This is a genomic window from Thalassolituus oleivorans MIL-1 (assembly GCF_000355675.1).
GTDB classification, from domain to species: domain Bacteria; phylum Pseudomonadota; class Gammaproteobacteria; order Pseudomonadales; family Oceanobacteraceae; genus Thalassolituus; species Thalassolituus oleivorans.
Genome location: NC_020888.1, coordinates 3,777,385 through 3,798,019 on the forward strand (window position 1 = coordinate 3,777,385; position 20,635 = coordinate 3,798,019).

The following is a 20,635-nucleotide window of genomic DNA, read 5'->3' on the forward strand; positions in this document are numbered from 1 at the left end:
TTATGGCGCAAAACGGGCTGGTGTACGAACCTCACCGCTACGCCAAGCAGGCTAAAAAACCAGTTTTTGGGTACACTAGCGGCATGTGTTTAATCGTCTTCGACTGGCAACCCAAGCAATCACAATGGCTAACCTTAAGTGCCAACCGTGATGAGTTTTTTCAGCGGCCTGCGTTACCACTAGCCGAGTGGGACGATGCGTCGGGGGTTATCGCTGGCCGGGATTTAGAGCAAGGTGGCACTTGGCTGGGCATTAGTCGCTCGGGACGCTTTGCTGCGTTAACCAACATACGTGTGATGAATGCTGGCCCAGAACACCCCGTATCACGCGGACATCTTGTGCTTGATTACCTGAAGTCTAATCTAGCCCCAGAAGCTTGGCTAAATAGCTTAACAACCAGCGCATATGCGCCATTCAATCTCATCGTCGGCACCACAGATTCACTTTTCTATCTGCGCAATCACCCAGACCGCTATCAAACCGAGCTAAAGCCCGGACTCTATGTGGTCAGCAATGCGCAACTCGATACGCCTTGGCCAAAAGCCATATTAGCCAAACAACAATTGGCAACTTGGCGAGAACAGCAGAGCCAAGACTCAACCATACCTTTGAGCAGTCTCACCAAACTATTATCTCGTCATGAGATCTACCCAGACCACGAACTCCCTAATACTGGCGTACCACTTGCTTGGGAGCGGTTATTATCAGCACAGTTTATTCAAGCGCCGGGCTATGGAACCCGTTCTAGCACCGCACTTGTCGGCCAAAAGAATACACTGCATGTAGCCGAAACAACGTGGAATGCCAAAGGCAACGAGCAACAAACGGAACAATTCAGCGTCATCTTGTAACGATTCCTTTACCTCACGGGCGCGGCGCAACAGAAGCCAACATCTGGTTACAAATCATTGCGATGAAATAGCGATCTGAATCACATTTTTTAAAATCTCTGTCCATACTCAATGTATGAGATACGACACACACTACCGCATGACGAGCACGCCTCGTTCAAATAAACATCTAGCGATCCCTGCCGTGATCGGGCTGCTGTGCGTCGGTCTTTTATTCGCTGCACTGGCAGCAAGTGTGAACACCAAGCCTTACATGCCACCGAATGTGGCGCAAAAGTATATGGAAGAATGGCTAATAGAATCGTCGCGCCATGTTGCCGGTGAAGTTCGTTTAAAGCACATTCAAAACATTGAACCTTTCTATCTACACCGCGACTATCAACCGGTATGGATGGACAGCTATGAGTTAAAACCTGCGGCTAAAGAACTGATTCAAGTGCTGCGCGAAACCGCAGGCGACGATTGGCGTAACTATGGCTACGCTCTGCCAACGTTAGAGCGTGAAACCAACCGTCTATCGAATGTACCGAAGCAAGCAACTGCGGTAGATATTCTGCTCACCGATGCCTTCATTACTTATGCTCAACAATCACTAAACTCAGAGCTTATTCCCGACACGGGCGAACTCGACCACCCGATTCGCAAAGTATCGTCGGAGCAACCTTTATCGAGCATCACCACTGAGGATGTGGTGCGCTTGCTACAAAAATCGGTTGAAGACGACAATCTTGACGAACTATTGACCCAGCTAACTCCAAACCAACCTGGCTATCTCAAACTACGTGAACAGCTGAATCGTTATCGATCTATTGATGCAACGGGTCTTTGGGAAGAGTTGCCGGCAGATATGCAAGTAAGTGAAGGTCAGCGTCATAAAATGATGCCTTATCTGCGTTGGGTGCTAGGTCAGTATGGCGACATGCCTAAAGGGGCTTTGTCTTGGCTCTTCAAGGAGAAAGAAAGCCACAGCCAATGGCCGCTGGAAGGTGAAGAGATCAATATGGAAGAACCACGCTTCTTATTTGACGAACCCTTAAAAGAAGCCGTAATGCACTTTCAAAAACGTCACAAATTAGAAGTCACTGGCGAGTTAAACGATGAAACCCGCTTACAACTAAATATTCCGCCGTACCAGATCGCACAGCGTATCGCTCTGAACATGAAGCGCTGGCGTCACCTGCCACGCGAACTTGGGCAGCGCCATATCATGGTCAACATGGCTGACTTCCGTTTACGCTTGATGGATGGCAATACGCCAACACTCGATATGAAAGTCGTGATCGGTAATTTACAACGCCGTACGCCCGTCATGAGCGAAATGATGAGCACGATAGAAATTTCGCCCACTTGGACTGTGCCAGCTCGCATTGCTGCTACTAGCCTATTGCCACAAATTAAACGTAATCCAGCCTACCTCGAACAAAAAGGCTTTAGAGTTATCACGTACCAAGATGGCGCGCCTAAATATGTATCGACCAAAGACATCAACTGGAATAAATACAGCAGCAAGTATTTCCCATATACCTTAGTGCAACAGCCGGGACCTGATAATGCACTAGGAACCGTTAAATTCCTATTTCCAAACCTACAAGACATCTACCTTCACGATACGTCACATCGCGAGCTATTTGCTTTGGAAAAGCGAGCACTCAGTTCTGGCTGCGTTCGTGTAGAACAACCGCGATTACTGGCGGAGAAACTTCTCGCACGTCAAACAGGCTGGCAGCGCTCTAACATTGATGCTGCTATTGATCAAAACCGCACGTCACGTATTCGCTTAGAGCAACCCGTACCAGTCTACTTAATGTATTGGACTACTTGGGTCGATGACGATGGTGTCCTGCAAGTTCGCGAAGATGTTTATCAGCGCGATTTAACCGCCGGTATGGCCTCGCATCGCCAAGCAAGTCTGTAATCTTTATTTCGCACGCCGTAATCATGCCTAAGGCGGGCTTAACCGAGCGTGGTTACACTAATCATCCTGACATAACTGTCCTTAGCGACTATCAATACCTGCTCAAATGCGCCAGAGCGGCAATCCTTTGGCATACTGACGACTTCTTGTAACCGAACTGTAACTGAGGTGTCCTTGGTATGCTGGATCGTCGTCGTTTTCTTCAACAGGCCGCACTAGTCGGAACTGCCGGATTGGTTGGTATTAGCCCATTGGCCAATGCCGCAAGCCAAGAAGAAAAAACACTGCGTCTATACAACATACACACTGGCGAATCCTTAAAAGCGACGTTTTGGGCAGATGGCGGCTTCATTGACAGTGAAGTGCAAGACATTGACCTGTTAATGCGTGACCACCGCGCTAATCAAGCCTTAGCGATGCAACGCGATCTTTATCTAAATCTATATCGGCTACAGCAAGCGCTGAATCCTAATCAGCCAATTCAAATCATCTCCGGCTATCGTTCACCACAAACCAATCAAATGCTGCGCGCTGCAAGCAATGGTGTTGCTAAACACAGTTTACACATGGAAGGCCGAGCCTTAGATATTCGTTTCCCTGGAATTTCTTGCCGCGACCTGCAAAAAGCAGCGCTGCAAATGAGAAAGGGTGGAGTTGGTTATTATCCGCAGAGTGGATTCGTACATATAGATACTGGCCGCGTACGCCAGTGGACAGCCTAACGACTAGACAGCCCTTCACGAGTAAGTATTGCGCCTACTCGTTTAGCCTTTCGACAATGGACCAATAATGCGTCCGAAGCCCGCCTTCTCCAGTACCAGCTGAATGGTTGAAGCGATAACCTGACCACTTTCCATCGTTAACACTTCTGCCAATAAGTTATCCGCCCATTCACGGCTAATACCGCGAATCACCGACTTCACTTTCGGTAAGTTGGTTGAGTTCATGGATAGCACGTCATAACCCATCGCCATCAACAATACAGCCCCCATAGGGTTTCCCGCCAACTCACCACAAACACTGACTGGCTTATTCTCGGCATGAGCGCCATCTACAATAAGCTTTAGAGCGTGCAAAACCGCAGGATGAAAGGCTTGATACAAGTCGGCAACACGCGGGTTATTGCGATCCACTGCAAGCAAATATTGCGTTAAGTCGTTACTGCCTACAGACAGGAAATCAACCCGCTGTGCTAACTCGCGAATTTGATAAACCGCAGCTGGGACTTCAATCATGACGCCAATTTCTGGCATCTCGACATCGAAGCCTTCTTCTAACGTTTCAACGTGAGCTCGATAGATAAGATGCAACGCTTCATCAACTTCGGTGACGTTACTCACCATAGGTAACATGATTCGCAGGTTATTTAAGCCTTCACTCGCCTTCATCATGGCGCGCACTTGCACCAAAAAGATTTCAGGATGATCTAAGGTCACACGAATGCCACGCCAGCCTAAAAAGGGGTTGGCTTCGTTGATCGGAAAATAGGTTAACGATTTATCGCCGCCAATATCCAAAGTACGCATAGTCACTAACGCAGGGCTAAAGGTCTCTAGCTGCTCACGATACGTTTTTTGCTGCTCGCTTTCACTTGGGAAGCGATCCTTCATCATAAAAGGCACTTCAGTACGATATAAACCCACGCCTTCAGCACCACGATCAAGGCTGCGCAAGGCATCGGTAATCAAACCAGTGTTAACCCATAACGGCATACGATGGCCATCGAGGGTTTCGGCAGGCAAGCCGCGCAGACCTTCAAGATCGGCAGTGAGCGCTAACTCTTCTTCAAAAATTGCTTGGTATTGCTCGCGCAGCTCGTCTCCCGGATTGGAGAAGATCAAGCCACGATAACCATCAACAATCAGCTCCATACCCTGAAGCTGTGCATAAGGCACATCGACCACACCCATGACGGTAGGAATACCCATTGCCCGCGCTAAAATCGCTACGTGAGAGTTAGACGAACCTTTGACTGAAACCAAACCACGTAACTTGCTGGTCGGCACTTCACCCAACATAGCAGGCGTTAATTCCTCACTCACCAAGATGGTATTCGCCGGGTAATCGTCTTCGTTGGTCTCAATTTCAGCGCCTTCAAGGTGAGCTAAAATACGAGTACCTAAATCCATAATGTCAGTTGCGCGTTCGCGCAAATACGCATCTTCCATCAATTGGAAATGGCCGACATATTCCATCACCACACTGCGCAAAGCGCCTTGCGCCCAGTTGCCTTTATGAATGGCAGTTTTGACTTCGGCACCCAAGGCATTGTCATCAAGCATGTTGAGATAAACATCGAACAAGGCCATTTCTTCGGGGCGTAATTCACCACGCAGTTGCCCGCCGAGCTTACGAATTTCATTTCGAGCAGCATCCAAGGCAATATCGAAGCGTTCGATTTCCTCAGCAATAGAATCGGGAATACGATCGACAACACTACCAAGATCGGCGGCAGGTGTGATTACAACGGCTTCACCTAGGCCAACGCCAGGCGCACCCGGTGCGCCGCCGAATTTAGCACTTTTCTTTTTTTCGTTAGCTTCGGTTGGTAAGTGAAGAATATTGCCGGTGGCTTCTGCATGAGCAATAACGCCGGCCAACTGAGCCGACATAGTGACAAGAAACGCTTCTTCACTTTCATCAAACTGACGGCTATCGCGTTGCTGCACCACCATAACGCCCATTAAGCGTTTGTGGTGAATAATAGGCACGCCTAAGAATGACAAAAATGGATCTTCGCCAGTCTCAGGTAAAAATTGGAAACGAGGATGTGCTGGAGCGTTATCAATGTTGAGCGGTTCTTCACGCGTACCAACAAGACCAACCAAGCCCTGCGAGCTCATTAGACTCACTTTGCCTACTGCATCTTGATTAAGACCCTCGGTCGCCATCAAGACATAACGCTTAGATTCTGGGTCGTACAAATATACCGAGCACACTTCGGTGTGCATCGCCTCGCGAATACGGGCAACCACAACCTTGAGGGCATCACTCAGATCTGTAGCTGAGCTGACCTCCTGTACTATGCGTCTCAATATATCGAGCATACGTCCTCATCCGGTTTTTCGTTGCAATCTGGCTATCCGGGGCGCCAGCTCCGTCAATGCTCGACGGTAAACGTCGCGTTTAAACGCAACAACCTCTCCAAGCGGAAACCAGTAACTTACCCAGTTCCAGCCATCAAACTCTGGTTTTGCCGTTGCTGCAACATTAATCAGAGCATCTTCTCCAACCAAGCGCAGCAAGTACCATTTTTGTTTTTGTCCTACACACACAGGGTGACTGTCGTGACGTACCATGCGTTTAGGCAAACGATACCTCAGCCAGCCACGCGTGCAACCTATAATCTGCACGTGCTCTGGCCCCAGCCCTACTTCTTCCGCAAGTTCGCGGTAAAGGGCTTTTTCTGGCGATTCACCTTGTTTGATCCCTCCCTGAGGGAACTGCCAGGCATCTTGACCAATCCGCCGTGCCCAAAGTACCTGTCCATTGCCGTTGCAAAGGATGATACCGACGTTGGGGCGGTAACCGTGTTCATCAATCACAATGCCATCCAAATCGTTTTATCTGCTTCCAAAATTTGCTGATTTCGAGACAAAGGTCAAGTCTCAACAGGACTAACCATAAGCTAGCTGGAGTTTGACTTGCGAAACAGCGTTGGAACCATTCATATACGGATGCGAAATACAGAGGTAAAAACGCACCATCTGCCGCACAATTTTGAGGAAAGTATGCGCTGATCCCCGTAGAATAGCGATATATTTTGTAATCTCTGCGCCCAGCTGGACCCCCTCTCGACGCCCACTGGCTGCGCCCCGACATGGCTGAAAAACATTGGCACTCGCGATATTTGACCTCGACCACACCCTACTCTCTGGCGATAGTGATCACGCTTGGGGTCAATACCTTGTTGACCGCGGTTTAGTCGATCCCGCTATACACCAACAGCGCAACGATCATTTCTATGAGCAGTACAAATCAGGCTCACTGGATATTCACGAATATCTCGAATTTGCTATGCGCCCACTTACGCAATACGACATTGAGCAGATGCTGGCTGAACGGGAACGCTTTTTAATCGAGCGCATTGACCCACTGATTACCCAACATGCCCGCGACTTGATTGAAAAGCATCGCGCCGCAGGCGATGTACTCCTCATCATTACTGCCACCAATGGTTTCGTGACCTATCCGATTGCAGCGCGTCTCGATATCGAACACATCATCGCACCGCATCCTGAAGTCGTGGATGGACGCTATACCGGCAAAACCGTTGGCATTCCAAGCTTTCAGGGCGGCAAAGTCACTCGTCTAAACGACTGGATTGCGGAACACCAGCATTCTCTTGAAGGCAGTTACTTCTACAGCGACTCGCATAATGATTTACCGTTACTGCGCATTGTCGATCATCCTGTGGCTGTCGATCCTGACGATACTTTAAAAGCAGCGGCAGAAGCGGCAGGCTGGCCTATTATTAGTTTGCGAGTGGCGGAGTAATTCATGGCGGTTCGCACCCTGCAACGCATAATGCTTTCTATTGGTACGGCCATACTGTTAGCGGCTTGTGATACTACCGAGGCACCAAAAGTAGAATTAGCGCCTGCGCTAAAACAACTTGAAACTCCGGCGCAAATTCCCGAGGCGACTCTATACGCTGAACACATAAGTTTGAGTGCTTATCAGGCGCTAACCGATGCATTAGAACAGGCCACTGAACTAGAAAGCCGCATCGTTAACCTGTTAGAGCAGCCAAACGACGAAAATCTGCACTTAGCGCAAGATCAGTGGCGTTCGGCCTACTCCAGTTATTTATCGTCACTCGCCTCAACCCGCATTCCCGTGAACGATCCGCCAGAATGGGTGCAGGCCAACTTAAGCTACCGAGATGTCGAGGCATTACTGGATAGCTGGCCAATCGAAGGTGGCTATATTGATTACGTGCCGGGTTATGCCTTGAGTGGCATTGTTAATGATTTAACCCTGACGATCAGTGCCGAAACCCTGCTGGACCAACACGGATTTTCGGATCCAAGCTATGCCAGCGTGGGCTATCACCCGCTCGAATTCATGCTTTGGGGTGAAGATGGGCTACGCCTAGCAACTGACTTTGACGATAAAAAAGATGCGCGCGCCGATGTCACTCATAACAATAGTGATGACACTGCCGATAGCCATGCAATGGAATATCAAAACCTAGAGGATGGTGCCAGTAATCATCAGCGCCGCCGCAATTACCTGTTACTCGCCAGCCAACTTCTACAGCAACATTTGCAACGATTGCAGCGCCGCTGGGAACCCGCCAATGGCTATTACGCTAGCGTAGTACAAGCGACTACCGCCGAAAAAGTACTACAGGCATCACTGCTTGCTGGGCAAAATTTACTTCGTAATGAAGTACTGCAGCGTCGCCTTACGGATTACAGCAGCCCCTACAGCCAATCAACACCTGCGGATGTTGCGGCCGTTATTAATGGCTTGAAGCAGTTGTATTTCCCCGCGACTGAAGGTTCAGGGTTAAACATGTTGCTAGGCGATCACGCCGACCTGATGGCCAACTGGAATAGCAGCTGGGATAACATCGACACCTGCGTAGTGCAATGGCATGACCACCTACCAAACGAAGATGAAGCGCGCCAGCTATGTCGCCAGCGCGTTATCGAACTCATGGCCGTACTCGAACGTTCAGCACGGACATTAGGCGTAAAACTACCCGCTAACGGGTAGGTAATACGCGCGCAAAAACAGCCTTCAAATAACGTGTTTCTGGAATCGCTGGAATCACAGGGTGATCCGCACCCTGTGAGCCAACATGCTGAATCATGACTTCTCGATCCAGCTCACGACCTAAGATACGAATCATGTCCGGTAAGCGATCTTCAGCTAAATGCATAGAACAAGATGCACTGACCAAAATACCGTCCTTGTTCAACAAACGCATCGCCATTTGATTCAAACGACGATAAGCCAACTCACCGGCTTTAATATCCTTACGACGTGGGATAAAGGCTGGCGGATCAACGACTACCACATCGAAACGCTCGCCGTTATCTTTTAGCTGACGCAATGCTTCAAAGGCATCGCCTTCCCAGCAATGCAGCTTGTCGGCCACACCGTTCAACATGGCGTTCTGTTCGACCCAGTCTAGGGCTTGCGCAGATGCATCCACACAATGCACTTCTGCCGCGCCATGATTCGCGGCTTGAATTCCCCAACCGCCCACGTAACTAAACACATCCAGTACGCGCTTACCTTTTACCAAGCGATTCAGCTGGGCGCGGTTCTCGCGATGATCATAAAACCAACCCGTCTTTTGCCCATGAATCACTGGCGCCATGAAGTTAGTGTCGTTTTCTATCAGCGGTGCACAATCATCCACCAGCTCGCCATGCACAATTTCTACGTACTCAGGTAAACCTTCAACGGCGCGCAACTTACCGTCGTTCTTCAGCACGATAGTCTTTGGCTTAGCAACTTTGTGGATCGCATCAATAATCTCTTGGCGATGCATTTCCATCGTGATGCTCGAAATCTGCACCACAGCCACATCACCAAAGCGGTCGATTACTAGGCCAGGCAAACCATCGCTGTCGCCATATACCCAGCGGTAACATTGGTGCGGATACCACAAATCGCGACCACTCATCGCCACTTGCAAACGATGCACAATAAGCGATGCATCTAGAAATTGCTGCGGATTACGGCTGATCAATCGCGCACAAATAAGCTGCTCAGGACTGACAACAGCAACTCCCAATGGCTTACCATTAGCCATTTCAACCACGACTTGAGAGCCTGGCTCCATCAGTTTTAACGGTGTGGTTACCGTATCCACTTCATTGCTGTATATCCAAAGATGTCCGCCTTTTAGGCGGCGCTCTGCCTTGGCGTTTAATCTCAAGGTGCTGTGCATGGAAACCTCAGTACAGATACCGCCCGAAACACTCGGATGGTCATTGATTACAAAATTACCGACATTATACCCACGAGTTGCGCAACTTACTCGGTAACAATCCATAAGCTCATCTACACTATTAGAACTTCTTATTCCATTGGGCGGATCATGGCTGAAGATCTCACCGAAGAACAAATAATGGCTGTCATGCAGGGCATACGCATTCCACCGCAACCACAGATTCTTGTCGATTTGCAGATGGAACAGTTTGCGCCCGCCCCTGACATCAAACGCATTTCACAACTCATCGGCCAAGATGTTGGCTTGAGTGGTACCGTGCTGAAAGTAGTGAACTCACCGCTATATTCACTCCCCAATGAGATCACCTCAGTGAGTCAGGCCGTGAGTCTAATCGGCTTAAACAGTGTGATTAACGTTATCAATGGCCTCGCCATTAAAAGCCAACTGAGTGATGACAAAATCACACAACTCAATCGCTTTTGGGATACCGCTACCGATATCGCTCACCTATCCGCATCGCTGGCCAATCAATTAAATTTTAGCCGCCAAGATCTCGCCTACCTGCTAGGGCTATTCCACAATTGTGGCATCCCATTACTAATGATGCGTTTTGATAACTATTTTGATGTGATGGAAATGTCGTATGCCGATCCCGAATTACGAGTCGTCGATATCGAAAACAGAGAACTCAACACCAATCATGCGGTGATTGGCTACTACACAGCAAAATCATGGCGTCTGCCACGTATCTTGTGTGATGTCATTGCCGAGCATCACAATGCCACGCGCTACTTCAATACCGCCAACCAGCAAGATAGCGACGAGAAAACCCTTTTGGCGATTTTAAAAGTCGCCGAGCATATCTGTGGTAATTATCGGATTTTAGGTCGTCAGAGCGAAGACCTTGAATGGCAAGCCTGCGGGCAAGAAGTACTCGCCTATTTAGGTATAGGCGAATTTGACCTTGAGCTATTACAAGACAGCTATGCAGAAAATGGCATTGGGCTGCAAAACTATCGCCACTAAAACGCTCCCCTGAAAGACATCTCGCGTTAGAGTCGATCCAACCCCATCGCTTTCATGACGACATGCTGCTTAACCGGTAACCAACGATCAAACAAGCGCATACCTTCGTTACGTAACCAACGAACCATGGGCATATCAGCGGCAAATAAGCGTTTGAAGCCCTCCATCGCCGCCATCGTTGCGAGATTATCGGCCTGACGACGGCGCTGATAACGCGATAGTACTGCATCTGTACCTGGTGAAATTCCGCGCTTTAGCGCACGCACAATCTCTTCGCTTAGCACTGCCGCATCTTTGAAGCCAAGATTCACCCCTTGGCCAGCCAGCGGGTGAATGGTGTGCGCCGCATCTCCCGCCAGCACAATCCCGCGACAAAAATAATCGCGCGCATGACGTTGACGAAGCGGAAAACTTGCACGTTTAGATACCGCTATCACTGCACCTAGGCGATGCTCAAACGCAGTGCTTAATGCTTGGCAAAACGCCTCATCATCCAGCGCTAAAAGTTCTTTCGCTTCGGCTGGAGAGGTCGACCAAACAATCGACGCCAAATGCGGATGATGAGCTACCGGTAAAAAGGCCAATGGGCCTTCGGGGCGAAAGCGTTGCCATGCCGTTGCCGCTATCGACTGTTCACATTCGACCGTGGCAACGATGGCGTGATGATCGTAATCCCACTCATTAGTTGAAAGTCCGGCCCATTGACGCGCGCGCGACAAAGCACCATCAGCACCAACAACTAACTTAGCGTTCAGAGTTTTACCCGTTTCCAACACCACAGGCACAAATCCATCACTATCTGGGTTATCACAATAACGAACCGCTACGGGGAAAACATCAATACTCTCTGCAGCGTTCACAACCTGCTGCAATGCCCACAACGTTTGACGGTTTTCAACGATGTGGCCTAAACAAGGAACATGCAGTTCAGCTGCATCGAAAGTGACGGAGCCCGTACCTTCGGCATCCCAAACATGCATCCCCGTGTAAGGGCTCAACGCAGCACGAGGAAGATGTTGCCATGCACCCACTTGGGTTAAAAATTCTTGAGTTTGAGCGGTCAATGCACTTACCCGTATATCGACGGTTTGCAAAGAGGTTGTTAGCGCAGGAGCGTCGGGGTTGTAACTCGGATCCACCAGCGCAATTCGCACAGCTTTATTCCCCATACCTTTTACTAAGGCAGCAGCCACCGCTTGCCCTACTAAACCGGCTCCGATTATCACTACATCGTATTGCATACTGATTCCCTAACGCTCTTTACTACGAGAAAGACTGCTGACTGTTCAACCAGAGTATTCGAACACTAACCGATACGTGCTGCACGCTGACCTTGCCCCATAGCATGACGAGCAAATAAACGCCGTGCAGTGGGCATCGCGGCTAGCGCCAATAGGCCGCCATCACGAGCGCAAGCTACCAAGGCATTCGGCTGTGCAAATAGTCGCGGCAGCCAATCACTGGCGGTGACGGTATTGCGCTGATCAGTAACCTGCTGCTTTAAGTACCGCTCTAATACATTCAAATCACCCGGATTTAATCCGTCTAGTGCCGCTTTATTCAGATGCTCGGCCAAACTCGCGGCATCGCGCAAGGTTAGATTAAATCCTTGGCCAGCCACTGGATGTAAGCTATGCGCTGCATTCCCTAACAACACCAGAGAACGACGTACTTGTTCGGAAGCTTTGACCAAGGCCAGAGGGTAACTAACACGCGAGCCAATACGGGTGAGACGCCCAACCCGATGACCAATCCGTTGTTGCAGCTTGGCGAGCAAGGTCGCTTCATCTAATGCCAGCATGGCGTCGATCACGTCGGCATCAAGCGTCCACACCACGGCATACTGATTTTTATGCAAAGGTAAAAAAGCGATAGGGCCATCTTGGCTAAAACGTTCGTAAGCCCAATTGTTGTGGGGCTGATCACACTCAACCTGGGTTACCAAAGCATGCGTACCGTAATCGTTACGCTTAGATTGAATACCCAACTGCGTCATCAAAGGTGAACGTCCGCCATCCGCCATAATCAAGAGGCGCGTTTGCAACTTTCGACCATCACTTAATTGCAGCAAAGCGCCGTCGGCGTTCATTTTTACTTGCTCAACACTAAGTGGGGTTAACTGCAACAGATCGTCGGCATTGACGATATCACGCAGCAAGGCTTGGCCGAGCTGGTGATTTTCGATGATGTAACCGAGCGCAGGCGTACCTTGCTCAGTGGCATGCAAATGCGCCTGCCCAAAACGTCCTTCATCGCTCACTTGAATATGTTCGATCGGGCAAGCGTGAGACGCAATGGCATCCCATAAACCCAATTGATTGAGAATCTCTCGAGTGCCAAAGGATAGCGCCGTGGCACGACCATCAAAGCTGGGCGGGCGGGCATCACTGTCGTCTTGCCATTGCAGCGGTTGACGATCAATTAACGCAACCGACATACCAGCAGCGCGCGCGGGAGCAAGCAAATGCACCAAGCTGGCACCGGCCATTCCAGCACCAATGATCGTTATGTCGGCAGTTAGTGTCGTCATCAGTTACCTATTAACCTGCAATTACGCGTTCAATATCGGCGATTTCTTTCACTATTCCAGAGGTCAGAACATGACATCCTGTTTTGGTCACCACCACATCGTCTTCGATACGAATGCCAATACCGCGCCACTTGGCATCAACGCTGTCGTCATCAGGGGCAATATAAAGACCCGGCTCAACGGTCATAACCATGCCCGGCTCTTGGATGCGCCATTCGCCATCAATGCGGTATTCACCCACGTCGTGCACATCCATACCCAACCAATGCCCAGTCTTGTGCATATAAAATTGGCGATAGGCGAGTGACTCGATATTCTCTTCGACTGTGCCTTCAAGCAAGCCCAGCTCGATCAAGCCTGTCACTAACACCTTCACCGCTGCTTCGTGTGGTTGATTCCAATGATTGCCTGCTTTCACTTCTGCAATAGCGGCGTATTGAGAATCCAACACCAACTGATAGAGAGCGCGCTGTTCATCGCTAAAACGCCCGTTAGCTGGAAAGGTACGGGTAATATCCGAGGCGTAGTAATCCAGCTCGCAACCCGCATCAATCAAAATCAAATCACCATCGGCAATCATCTGGTTGTTTTGGGTGTAATGCAGGATACAAGCATTGTCACCCGCACCGACGATTGATGGATATGCGGGCCAACGACTGCCCGCCGCCATAAAGGTACGCATGATTTCAGCTTCTAACTGATATTCCATCATTCCCGGCTTAACCATTTGCATCGCCCGCGTGTGTGCCTCGGCACTGATGTCGGCTGCGGCTTGCATCACAGCAACTTCAGCGGGTGATTTTATCAAACGCATTTCGTGTAAAAGATGATCTAGCGCAGAGAACTCATGTGGAGGAGTCGCACCATTACGCACCTGAGTTTTAATGTGGTTCACCCACTGCATTAGCTGGCGATCAAAATCAGGGCTAACGCCAAGACTGGCGTAAATACGATCTTTGCCTTCAATAAGACCCGGCAAAATATCGTCGATATCGGTTACGGGAAAAGCATCGTCTGCACCAAGTACTTCGGGTGCGGCCTCAGGACCAACACGGCGACCAGTCCAAATTTCTTGTTCTTTGATTTTTTCTTGGCAAAAAATCACATATTCGCCGTGCTCACGTCCGGGAATAAGCACCAAGGCGGCATGTTCTTCAGCAAAGCCACTGAGGTAATAAAAATCACTATCTTGGCGAAAAGGATGCTCAACATCGCGATTACGCACCGTCACAGGAGCCGACGGAATAATCGCAATGCTATTTGGGCTCATTAAATCCATCAATTGACGGCGACGACGAGCGTATTCTTGCGGATCCAGTTTCACCATATCAATCCCCTTAGTGAACAATGCCCGGCGCTGACTCTGCCGGTTTGTTAAAAGCATAAAACACGGTTAACGCAGCGACACGGGCATGTTCGGTCAAGGCTAAATAAAGCTGCGGATTTTGCGGGTCTTGAGGGTCATCAATCGTTGCTTGAGAAAACGCATCAAGATCGCGTAATACTTCGACGACATCGTCCGGTAACTTACCGGATGCCAATCCAGAGGCACCGAAACCATCAAGAAAGCCCTTACTCCACTCAGCTAAACAATCAACTTGCTCATCAACATCGGCGTCGTCGTCTTCGGGCAGTAACGGCTGGAAGGTCATATCTTCGGCGCTTAGTGACGCTAACATTTCTTCATACATAGTAAGCAACAATGCCGCTAGAGCCGGGTCTGCGTTTTCTTCTAATTCAAGATAATCTTGAGCCTCACCAATCCATGCTTCCGCTGTTAAACGAGCACCGCTAGCGAGAAATCCCGCTAACCAGCCATGCAAGGCAGATGGAGTTTGGTAACAACGTGATTCCAGCCACTGGTCGGCAGCGCTGGCAAATTCGATGGTCATAATGGCCCCTAGAGCTTTGAAAACGTTTTAATTCTACCACTGCCAGCCGCAAAGACAGTTAATATTGCGCAGAAAACTGAACTTCATTATCGCTATCAACGTCATATACTTGCGCAGTGTCTTCTAACTCCATTGACCTCGCCAGCATGCCACTCTTATAGTAGGTACAGTTTTCATAACCCTGTCGAATAGCGATGCAAGAATCAGAACTAAAAAAACTGCAGCGCAAAATTGAAAAGCTGCTAGCAATACACGACTCATTACGTGAGCAAAATCGTGCTATGCGTATTTCCGAAGCAAGCTGGCAAGCTGAACGCGCCAAGCTAGTACAGCAAAATGAAATGGCTCGCCGCAAGGTGAACGAAATGATTACCCGCCTGCAAACGCTGGAGCGCAATAGTGGCTAACGCACCGAAAACATTGGCACTAACGATTATGGAACGCGAATATCGCGTAAATTGCCCTGCGGGTGCCGAAGAAGAGCTGCGCAATGCCGCACGCCATCTCAATGATAAAATGGAAGAAATTAAGAATGCGAGTTCAGCAGCCGGTAAAGTCATCGGTACCGACCGCATTGCAGTTATTGCTGCACTCAATATTACTCACCATATGCTTGAGATAGAAACTCAGCAAAATACTATTGATACCGAGCTGAAGAAATTACATGCCAGTATTGATGCCGCTCTCGATCAGGATGTTCAACTCGAACTTTAGTGATGAACGTTCGCGGCATACTGATCAGCGAATAACCAAGCTAAATTTTTCCGTTTCAATTCGTTAACAAGGCTGCCCGAAATAGGGGCGGCTTTGCTATACTAGTTCAGCTCCCTGGGGTGTTGGCCAGTCGATAAAGACCTCGAGCCGATGCGTACTACCCTGGAGGGTTCTGCTCGCTGTTGTTGCGCATGTCCGGTTTCCGGAAAGCCTTATTCAGTGTCGAACCCGCCACCTTGAACCTCTGGGTTCAAGGCCTTTTTAGACAGCGGCACAGTGGGGAGCTCCCTTTTCATATCGGCCTTTCGATGAATAAATCTGAATTACGTAAACTGATTCGCCAGCAACGTCGCAGCTTATCAAAAGCGCAACGCCAAAGCGCTAGTCGTGGATTACTGCGCCAACTGCGCTCCGCGCCAGAATACCTGACCGCTAAGCGCGTAGCCGTGTATCTCACCAATGATGGTGAAATTGATACTCAGTGGTTAATTCAAGATTTGCATCAGCGCCGCAGAGAGATTTATTTGCCGGTTCTTCACCCATTGCGCAAAGGACATTTGGCATTTATTCGCTATCAGAAGAACACCGTAATGAGCCGCAACCGCTTCGGTATTTCGGAGCCAAGTTTTAGCCGCAATAAAGCCGTATCAGCGCGCTTTATACGCTTAATCTGCCTACCGTTAGTTGCTTTCGATGATCGCGGAAATCGCTTGGGAATGGGCGGTGGTTTTTATGATCGAACGCTGGAATTTGTGCACGAAAAAGGTAAAACGCCTTTATTAGTTGGCTGCGCCTATGACTTCCAACGAATTTCCATGCTGCCAGCAGAGTCGTGGGATATCCCACTAAAACTGATCGCTACCGATGCATCCCTGCATCGCTTGTTAACATTTACGACACCCGCCGACTAATAGTTAGATGTTAGCGACTATCGAATACTGTACTCCGACGCCAGCACCGTTGGAGACTTACGCTCCTCACTTGCCATACCGGTAATAGCCGACCCCAATGCGACCACAATCGCCAGAAAAAGTAATACATCTGGTTTTTTCATCGTCCTCAACAACCCCAAAATAGAAAACGGTTACTCTTATTTCAGAAACGCCCCTAAGCCCCAAGCATAGAGTCGCTCTGTCGTTATTATTTGTGCGGCTTACACACGCATTCCCAATAAAAAGCTAAGCCGCTATTATTCCCAGACTTCCTAGCAACGACTAGACCAATCTAAGGTTTTATTATGAATTATTGGTTACTGAAATCAGAACCCGATAGCTTCAGCTTTAACGATTTGGAACGCGCACTTAATAAGCGCACAGTATGGGACGGCGTGCGTAATTATCAAGCACGAAATATCATGCGTGATGACATGCAGGTAGGTGATTTAGTATTTTTTTATCACTCTAGTTGTCCCATTCCCGGCATTGCCGGAATTTGTCGCGTCACTCAGACCGACATTATCGATCCAAGTTCACTTGATCCATCATCAAAATATTTTGACCCAAAGTCGAGTCTAGAAAAGCCACGGTGGATCACCATTGAAGTAGAGGCGGTCGAGGCATTACCTAAGATCATTCCACTGAAAGAGATGCACCAGCACGAGGCATTGGCCAATATGGTGTTATTAAACCGTAGTCGATTATCCGTACAGCCAGTGAGGGCGGACGAGTGGCATTACTTATTAAATAATATGTAATGCACACTCAGACAAAAGAATTTAATTAAGCAGTAAAACGGACACTAGAGCGCTGAATATGACGTGCTAGTTCAGCAGTATCAAGTTGTGATTGCCCATCCACAATCTGGCCACGAGCAATACTCCAAAACGTCACCGCGCTTAACGATAATAACCGATCACTGGGTTCAAAACCCAATAAGGGGCGCACCAACGTACCGGTGAATGTACTTTGAGTAACGACTCTATCTCCCTCGGCTAAAATCTCTTCAACAGAGACCGAAAAATCGTCCATGGCTGCCTTGATGGTATTGATGAGAGCAACCATACCATCAAAATCCATTGGCTCGTCAATCATACTGGCGTGATAGGTAAAGTCTCGACGTAGCAAAGATCTAGCTATGCTATGGCGACCTTGATTCCAAGTGAGATCTATAAAATGACGAACGAGTCGTTTGTTATCCATTAGCTGCAATCCCTGTTAACGAGAGCATGACAATAACTGTCATAGCATATCGATCATCCCTGCAAAATCCGTAGCGATCTGCACGACCAAACAAGCCAACACCATTGATTGGCTCAAGCAGTTACAAGTTTAGCGTAAATTAACGATTCAGCCAGTCCGCAATCTGGCCATAGGCGATCGCGCGCTGAGGTAGCGACTCATTGACTAAATGATGACGTCCGTCGGGCAAAATAAAGACCTCAGCCTTGGGGAATTTTTCAGCCAAAACCTCAAGGTTGTGCTTCCACTCCACCGTACCATCGTTATCACCTTGGATAATCAATAGCGGCAAATCCAATGGTGATTGTGCCTCAATAAATGGCACCCACTGACGTAATGCCCCAACCCACTGAACGCTCAGATAAAGCGACTGCAGTGGATCTTGGGTACGGACAAAATTTAAGAAGTCAGGATCTGATGACGAGTCTCCATGCTTTCTCTTCACTCGACTAATAAACATGCTCACAACGGAATGCAACAATTGCCCTTTCTGCCAACCGGTTGGTCGCACTAGCGGAGCCAATAACACGATTTTTTCGAATGGCGATTGCGCCGCGGTTAACTGTCGCTTCAATAAATAATTGATAAGAATCGCGCCACCGGTACTCTGGCCAAACGCATACAAGGGACTAGAGTCGTGAGCTTGAACCAGCTGCAACAAATGACTAAAAACATCGTCATATTCTTGGAAATTAGAAATCGCCGCCTGCTCGCCACTCGATAAGCCATGCCCTGGCAGATCGAAAACAATGACGTTGAATTGCTGACGCAAACAGAAATCGATCAAGCTGGCGTAAAGCCCAATATGATCATAGTAACCATGAACCAGAATCGCAGTTCCTCGAGCCTCAGGCTGGCGCCAACTCTGAACCGCGATACTAAATCCTGCAAGCGATACCAATCCGGCCGTATACTGCAAAGCTAGGCCAGTATCGTCAAAATTCAGCTTATAGTGACGACAATAAGCGGCCAAGTTAGGGCTTAGTTCTGTCGTCTTAAACGACCAGTCAAACTCTCGCAGTTCTTCCAACAGCGCTTGGCGATCCCAGTTCACACAACAACCTCATGGTGATAACCGCTCTATAGTAGCAGTTAGACAATAAAAAAGGGCTCCGAAGAGCCCCTTTTCATTAGCAATGTAGAGTATTACACGCTGTAGTACAGATCGAACTCAACAGGGTGAGTCGTCTGTTCAACACGGTAAACTTCTTCCATCTTCAGATTGATATACGCTTCGATCATGTCAGGCGTGAAAACACCACCTTCAGTCAAGTAAGCGTGGTCAGCTTTCAAGCTGTCCATTGCTTCGCGCAAGCTACCACAAACTTGTGGGATCTTAGCCGCTTCTTCTGGCTCTAGATCGTACAAGTCTTTATCAGCTGCATCGCCAGGGTGAATCTTGTTCTTAACACCGTCGATACCAGCCATCAACATAGCAGCGAATGCTAGGTATGGGTTAGCAATTGGATCAGGGAAACGCGCTTCGATACGCTTGCCTTTTGGCGACGCTACGTAAGGAATACGGATAGACGCTGAACGGTTACGCGCAGAGTAAGCCAACATTACTGGAGCTTCGAAACCTGGAACCAAACGCTTGTAAGAGTTAGTACCTGGGTTAGTGAAAGCGTTCAGTGATTTAGCGTGCTTGATGATACCACCGATGTAGAACAGGGCAGTTTCAGACAAACCAGCATACAAATCACCAGCAAATTGGTTTACGCCGTCTTTCCAGAAAGACTGGTGAACGTGCATACCAGAACCGTTGTCACCAACGATTGGCTTAGGCATGAAAGTCGCAGTTTTGCCGTAAGCAGCCGCTACGTTATGAATAACGTATTTGTACATTTGAACTTCGTCAGCTTTTTTAACCAGTGTGTTGAAACGCACACCAATTTCGTTCTGACCAGCGTTCGCCACTTCGTGATGGTGAACTTCTACGTCCAAACCAATGGCCATCATAGTGTTACACATAGCAGCACGGATATCGTGATGGCTATCAACTGGTGGCACTGGGAAGTAACCGCCCTTAACGCGTGGACGGTGACCTAAGTTGCCGCCTTCCATCACTGCTGCAGTATTCCAAGCAGCTTCGTCAGAGTTGATTTTGCAGAAAGAGCCAGACATGTCTGCGCCCCAACGTACATCGTCAAACATAAAGAATTCTGGTTCTGGACCGAAGAATGCTGTATCGCCCAAACCAGTAGATGCTAGGAACTGCTCAGCACGTAGAGCAACAGAGCGTGGATCGCGCTCGTAACCTTGCATAGTTGAAGGTTCAACAATATTACAACGCAATACTAAGGTAGCGTCTTCAGTGAACGGATCAAGGAATGACGTGTCGTCATCTGGCATCAGGATCATGTCTGATTCGTTAATGCCTTTCCAACCAGCGATGGAAGAACCATCGAACATCTGGCCAGTTTCGAAGAATTCTTCGTTCACATAGCTCGCTGGGATAGTTACGTGCTGCTCTTTACCTTTAAAGTCAGTAAAACGCAGGTCAACCCAACGTACATCATTTTCTTTGATCAAATTCAGAGTGTTCTCTGACATCTTAACGTCTCCAGATGCTGGTTCAATTTCATTCGGGACTAAACCCGGCTTGCCATGCCCTTTC

Annotated in this window: 21 protein-coding genes and 1 other RNA gene; 11 read left to right on the forward strand and 11 right to left on the reverse strand. The window is 48.7% G+C overall.

Annotated features, from left to right (window positions below; all coding sequences use genetic code 11):
• Positions 1-2 precede the first annotated feature (2 nt).
• The 3 genes from TOL_RS17380 (at position 3) to mepK (ending at position 3,488) form a co-directional block, all read left to right on the forward strand.
• On the forward strand, positions 3-851 hold the full coding sequence (locus tag TOL_RS17380) for an NRDE family protein (RefSeq protein ID WP_015488684.1): 849 nt from the start codon (positions 3-5) through the stop codon (positions 849-851).
• A 139-nt stretch (positions 852-990) separates the two neighbouring features.
• Positions 991-2,766: a L,D-transpeptidase family protein gene (locus tag TOL_RS18570; protein ID WP_051052437.1), complete on the forward strand. Its 1,776-nt coding sequence runs from the start codon at positions 991-993 to the stop codon at positions 2,764-2,766.
• Between the two features lie 179 nt (positions 2,767-2,945).
• Positions 2,946-3,488, forward strand: a complete 543-nt coding sequence (gene mepK / locus TOL_RS17390) for a peptidoglycan L,D-endopeptidase MepK (RefSeq protein ID WP_015488686.1) — start codon at positions 2,946-2,948, stop codon at positions 3,486-3,488.
• A 42-nt stretch (positions 3,489-3,530) separates the two neighbouring features.
• Here the strand turns inward: mepK and ptsP are convergent, their stop codons facing one another.
• Both ptsP and TOL_RS17400 read right to left on the reverse strand, forming a co-directional pair.
• Positions 3,531-5,813 (reverse strand): phosphoenolpyruvate--protein phosphotransferase, encoded by a 2,283-nt coding sequence (gene ptsP, locus TOL_RS17395; protein WP_015488687.1) that lies wholly within the window; start codon positions 5,811-5,813, stop codon positions 3,531-3,533.
• 6 nt (positions 5,814-5,819) lie between these two features.
• Complete coding sequence (locus TOL_RS17400) at positions 5,820-6,311, reverse strand: RNA pyrophosphohydrolase (protein ID WP_025266552.1); 492 nt, start codon at positions 6,309-6,311, stop codon at positions 5,820-5,822.
• Positions 6,312-6,600: 289 nt separating this feature from the next.
• Here TOL_RS17400 and TOL_RS17405 point away from each other — a divergent pair, with 289 nt between their 5' ends.
• Entirely contained in the window at positions 6,601-7,263 is a 663-nt protein-coding gene (locus TOL_RS17405) for a histidinol-phosphatase (protein WP_015488689.1), read from the forward strand.
• 3 nt (positions 7,264-7,266) lie between these two features.
• On the forward strand, positions 7,267-8,490 hold the full coding sequence (locus TOL_RS17410; protein ID WP_015488690.1) for an imelysin family protein: 1,224 nt from the start codon (positions 7,267-7,269) through the stop codon (positions 8,488-8,490).
• Here the strand turns inward: TOL_RS17410 and TOL_RS17415 are convergent.
• Positions 8,480-9,676 (reverse strand): class I SAM-dependent rRNA methyltransferase, encoded by a 1,197-nt coding sequence (locus TOL_RS17415; protein WP_015488691.1) that lies wholly within the window; start codon positions 9,674-9,676, stop codon positions 8,480-8,482. The genes TOL_RS17410 and TOL_RS17415 overlap by 11 nt on opposite strands.
• Positions 9,677-9,826: 150 nt before the next feature.
• Between TOL_RS17415 and TOL_RS17420 the strand changes: the two genes are divergently transcribed.
• Positions 9,827-10,705 carry an HDOD domain-containing protein gene (locus TOL_RS17420; RefSeq protein WP_025266556.1) on the forward strand — a complete coding sequence of 293 codons (879 nt, stop codon included), beginning with the start codon at positions 9,827-9,829 and terminating at the stop codon, positions 10,703-10,705.
• A 26-nt stretch (positions 10,706-10,731) separates the two neighbouring features.
• On the opposite strand, the gene TOL_RS17425 is transcribed toward TOL_RS17420, so the two are convergent.
• From TOL_RS17425 to TOL_RS17440, 4 genes are all read right to left on the reverse strand, one after another.
• A complete protein-coding gene (locus tag TOL_RS17425) occupies positions 10,732-11,946 on the reverse strand; it encodes a UbiH/UbiF/VisC/COQ6 family ubiquinone biosynthesis hydroxylase (protein WP_015488693.1) in 1,215 nt (404 codons plus the stop codon).
• A gap of 65 nt (positions 11,947-12,011) precedes the next feature.
• A complete protein-coding gene (gene ubiH / locus TOL_RS17430; RefSeq protein WP_015488694.1) occupies positions 12,012-13,235 on the reverse strand; it encodes a 2-octaprenyl-6-methoxyphenyl hydroxylase in 1,224 nt (407 codons plus the stop codon).
• A gap of 10 nt (positions 13,236-13,245) precedes the next feature.
• On the reverse strand, positions 13,246-14,562 hold the full coding sequence (pepP, locus tag TOL_RS17435; RefSeq protein WP_015488695.1) for a Xaa-Pro aminopeptidase: 1,317 nt from the start codon (positions 14,560-14,562) through the stop codon (positions 13,246-13,248).
• A gap of 10 nt (positions 14,563-14,572) precedes the next feature.
• Positions 14,573-15,127: a UPF0149 family protein gene (locus tag TOL_RS17440; RefSeq protein ID WP_015488696.1), complete on the reverse strand. Its 555-nt coding sequence runs from the start codon at positions 15,125-15,127 to the stop codon at positions 14,573-14,575.
• Positions 15,128-15,321: 194 nt separating this feature from the next.
• Between TOL_RS17440 and TOL_RS17445 the strand changes: the two genes are divergently transcribed.
• The 4 genes from TOL_RS17445 (at position 15,322) to TOL_RS17455 (ending at position 16,752) form a co-directional block, all read left to right on the forward strand.
• Complete coding sequence (locus tag TOL_RS17445) at positions 15,322-15,534, forward strand: TIGR02449 family protein (RefSeq protein ID WP_015488697.1); 213 nt, start codon at positions 15,322-15,324, stop codon at positions 15,532-15,534.
• Entirely contained in the window at positions 15,527-15,841 is a 315-nt protein-coding gene (locus TOL_RS17450; RefSeq protein WP_025266560.1) for a cell division protein ZapA, read from the forward strand. Before TOL_RS17445 ends, TOL_RS17450 begins: the two co-directional genes overlap by 8 nt.
• Before the next feature lie 108 nt (positions 15,842-15,949).
• Positions 15,950-16,128, forward strand: a non-coding RNA gene (ssrS, locus tag TOL_RS18865) — 6S RNA.
• 21 nt (positions 16,129-16,149) lie between these two features.
• On the forward strand, positions 16,150-16,752 hold the full coding sequence (locus TOL_RS17455) for a 5-formyltetrahydrofolate cyclo-ligase (RefSeq protein ID WP_015488699.1): 603 nt from the start codon (positions 16,150-16,152) through the stop codon (positions 16,750-16,752).
• Between the two features lie 17 nt (positions 16,753-16,769).
• Here the strand turns inward: TOL_RS17455 and TOL_RS19450 are convergent, their stop codons facing one another.
• Positions 16,770-16,895, reverse strand: a complete 126-nt coding sequence (locus tag TOL_RS19450; RefSeq protein ID WP_015488700.1) for a hypothetical protein — start codon at positions 16,893-16,895, stop codon at positions 16,770-16,772.
• A 183-nt stretch (positions 16,896-17,078) separates the two neighbouring features.
• Between TOL_RS19450 and TOL_RS17460 the strand changes: the two genes are divergently transcribed.
• Positions 17,079-17,534 carry an EVE domain-containing protein gene (locus TOL_RS17460; protein ID WP_015488701.1) on the forward strand — a complete coding sequence of 152 codons (456 nt, stop codon included), beginning with the start codon at positions 17,079-17,081 and terminating at the stop codon, positions 17,532-17,534.
• 25 nt (positions 17,535-17,559) lie between these two features.
• On the opposite strand, the gene TOL_RS17465 is transcribed toward TOL_RS17460, so the two are convergent.
• The 3 genes from TOL_RS17465 to glnA all read right to left on the reverse strand — a co-directional run bounded on the left by TOL_RS17465 (position 17,560) and on the right by glnA (position 20,571).
• Entirely contained in the window at positions 17,560-17,979 is a 420-nt protein-coding gene (locus tag TOL_RS17465) for an ester cyclase (RefSeq protein ID WP_015488702.1), read from the reverse strand.
• A 139-nt stretch (positions 17,980-18,118) separates the two neighbouring features.
• The gene (locus TOL_RS17470; protein WP_015488703.1) at positions 18,119-19,072 is read right to left on the reverse strand and encodes an alpha/beta hydrolase; all 954 of its coding nucleotides are present in this window, start codon (positions 19,070-19,072) and stop codon (positions 18,119-18,121) included.
• 92 nt (positions 19,073-19,164) lie between these two features.
• On the reverse strand, positions 19,165-20,571 hold the full coding sequence (gene glnA / locus TOL_RS17475; protein WP_015488704.1) for a glutamate--ammonia ligase: 1,407 nt from the start codon (positions 20,569-20,571) through the stop codon (positions 19,165-19,167).
• Between the last annotated feature and the right edge of the window lie 64 nt (positions 20,572-20,635).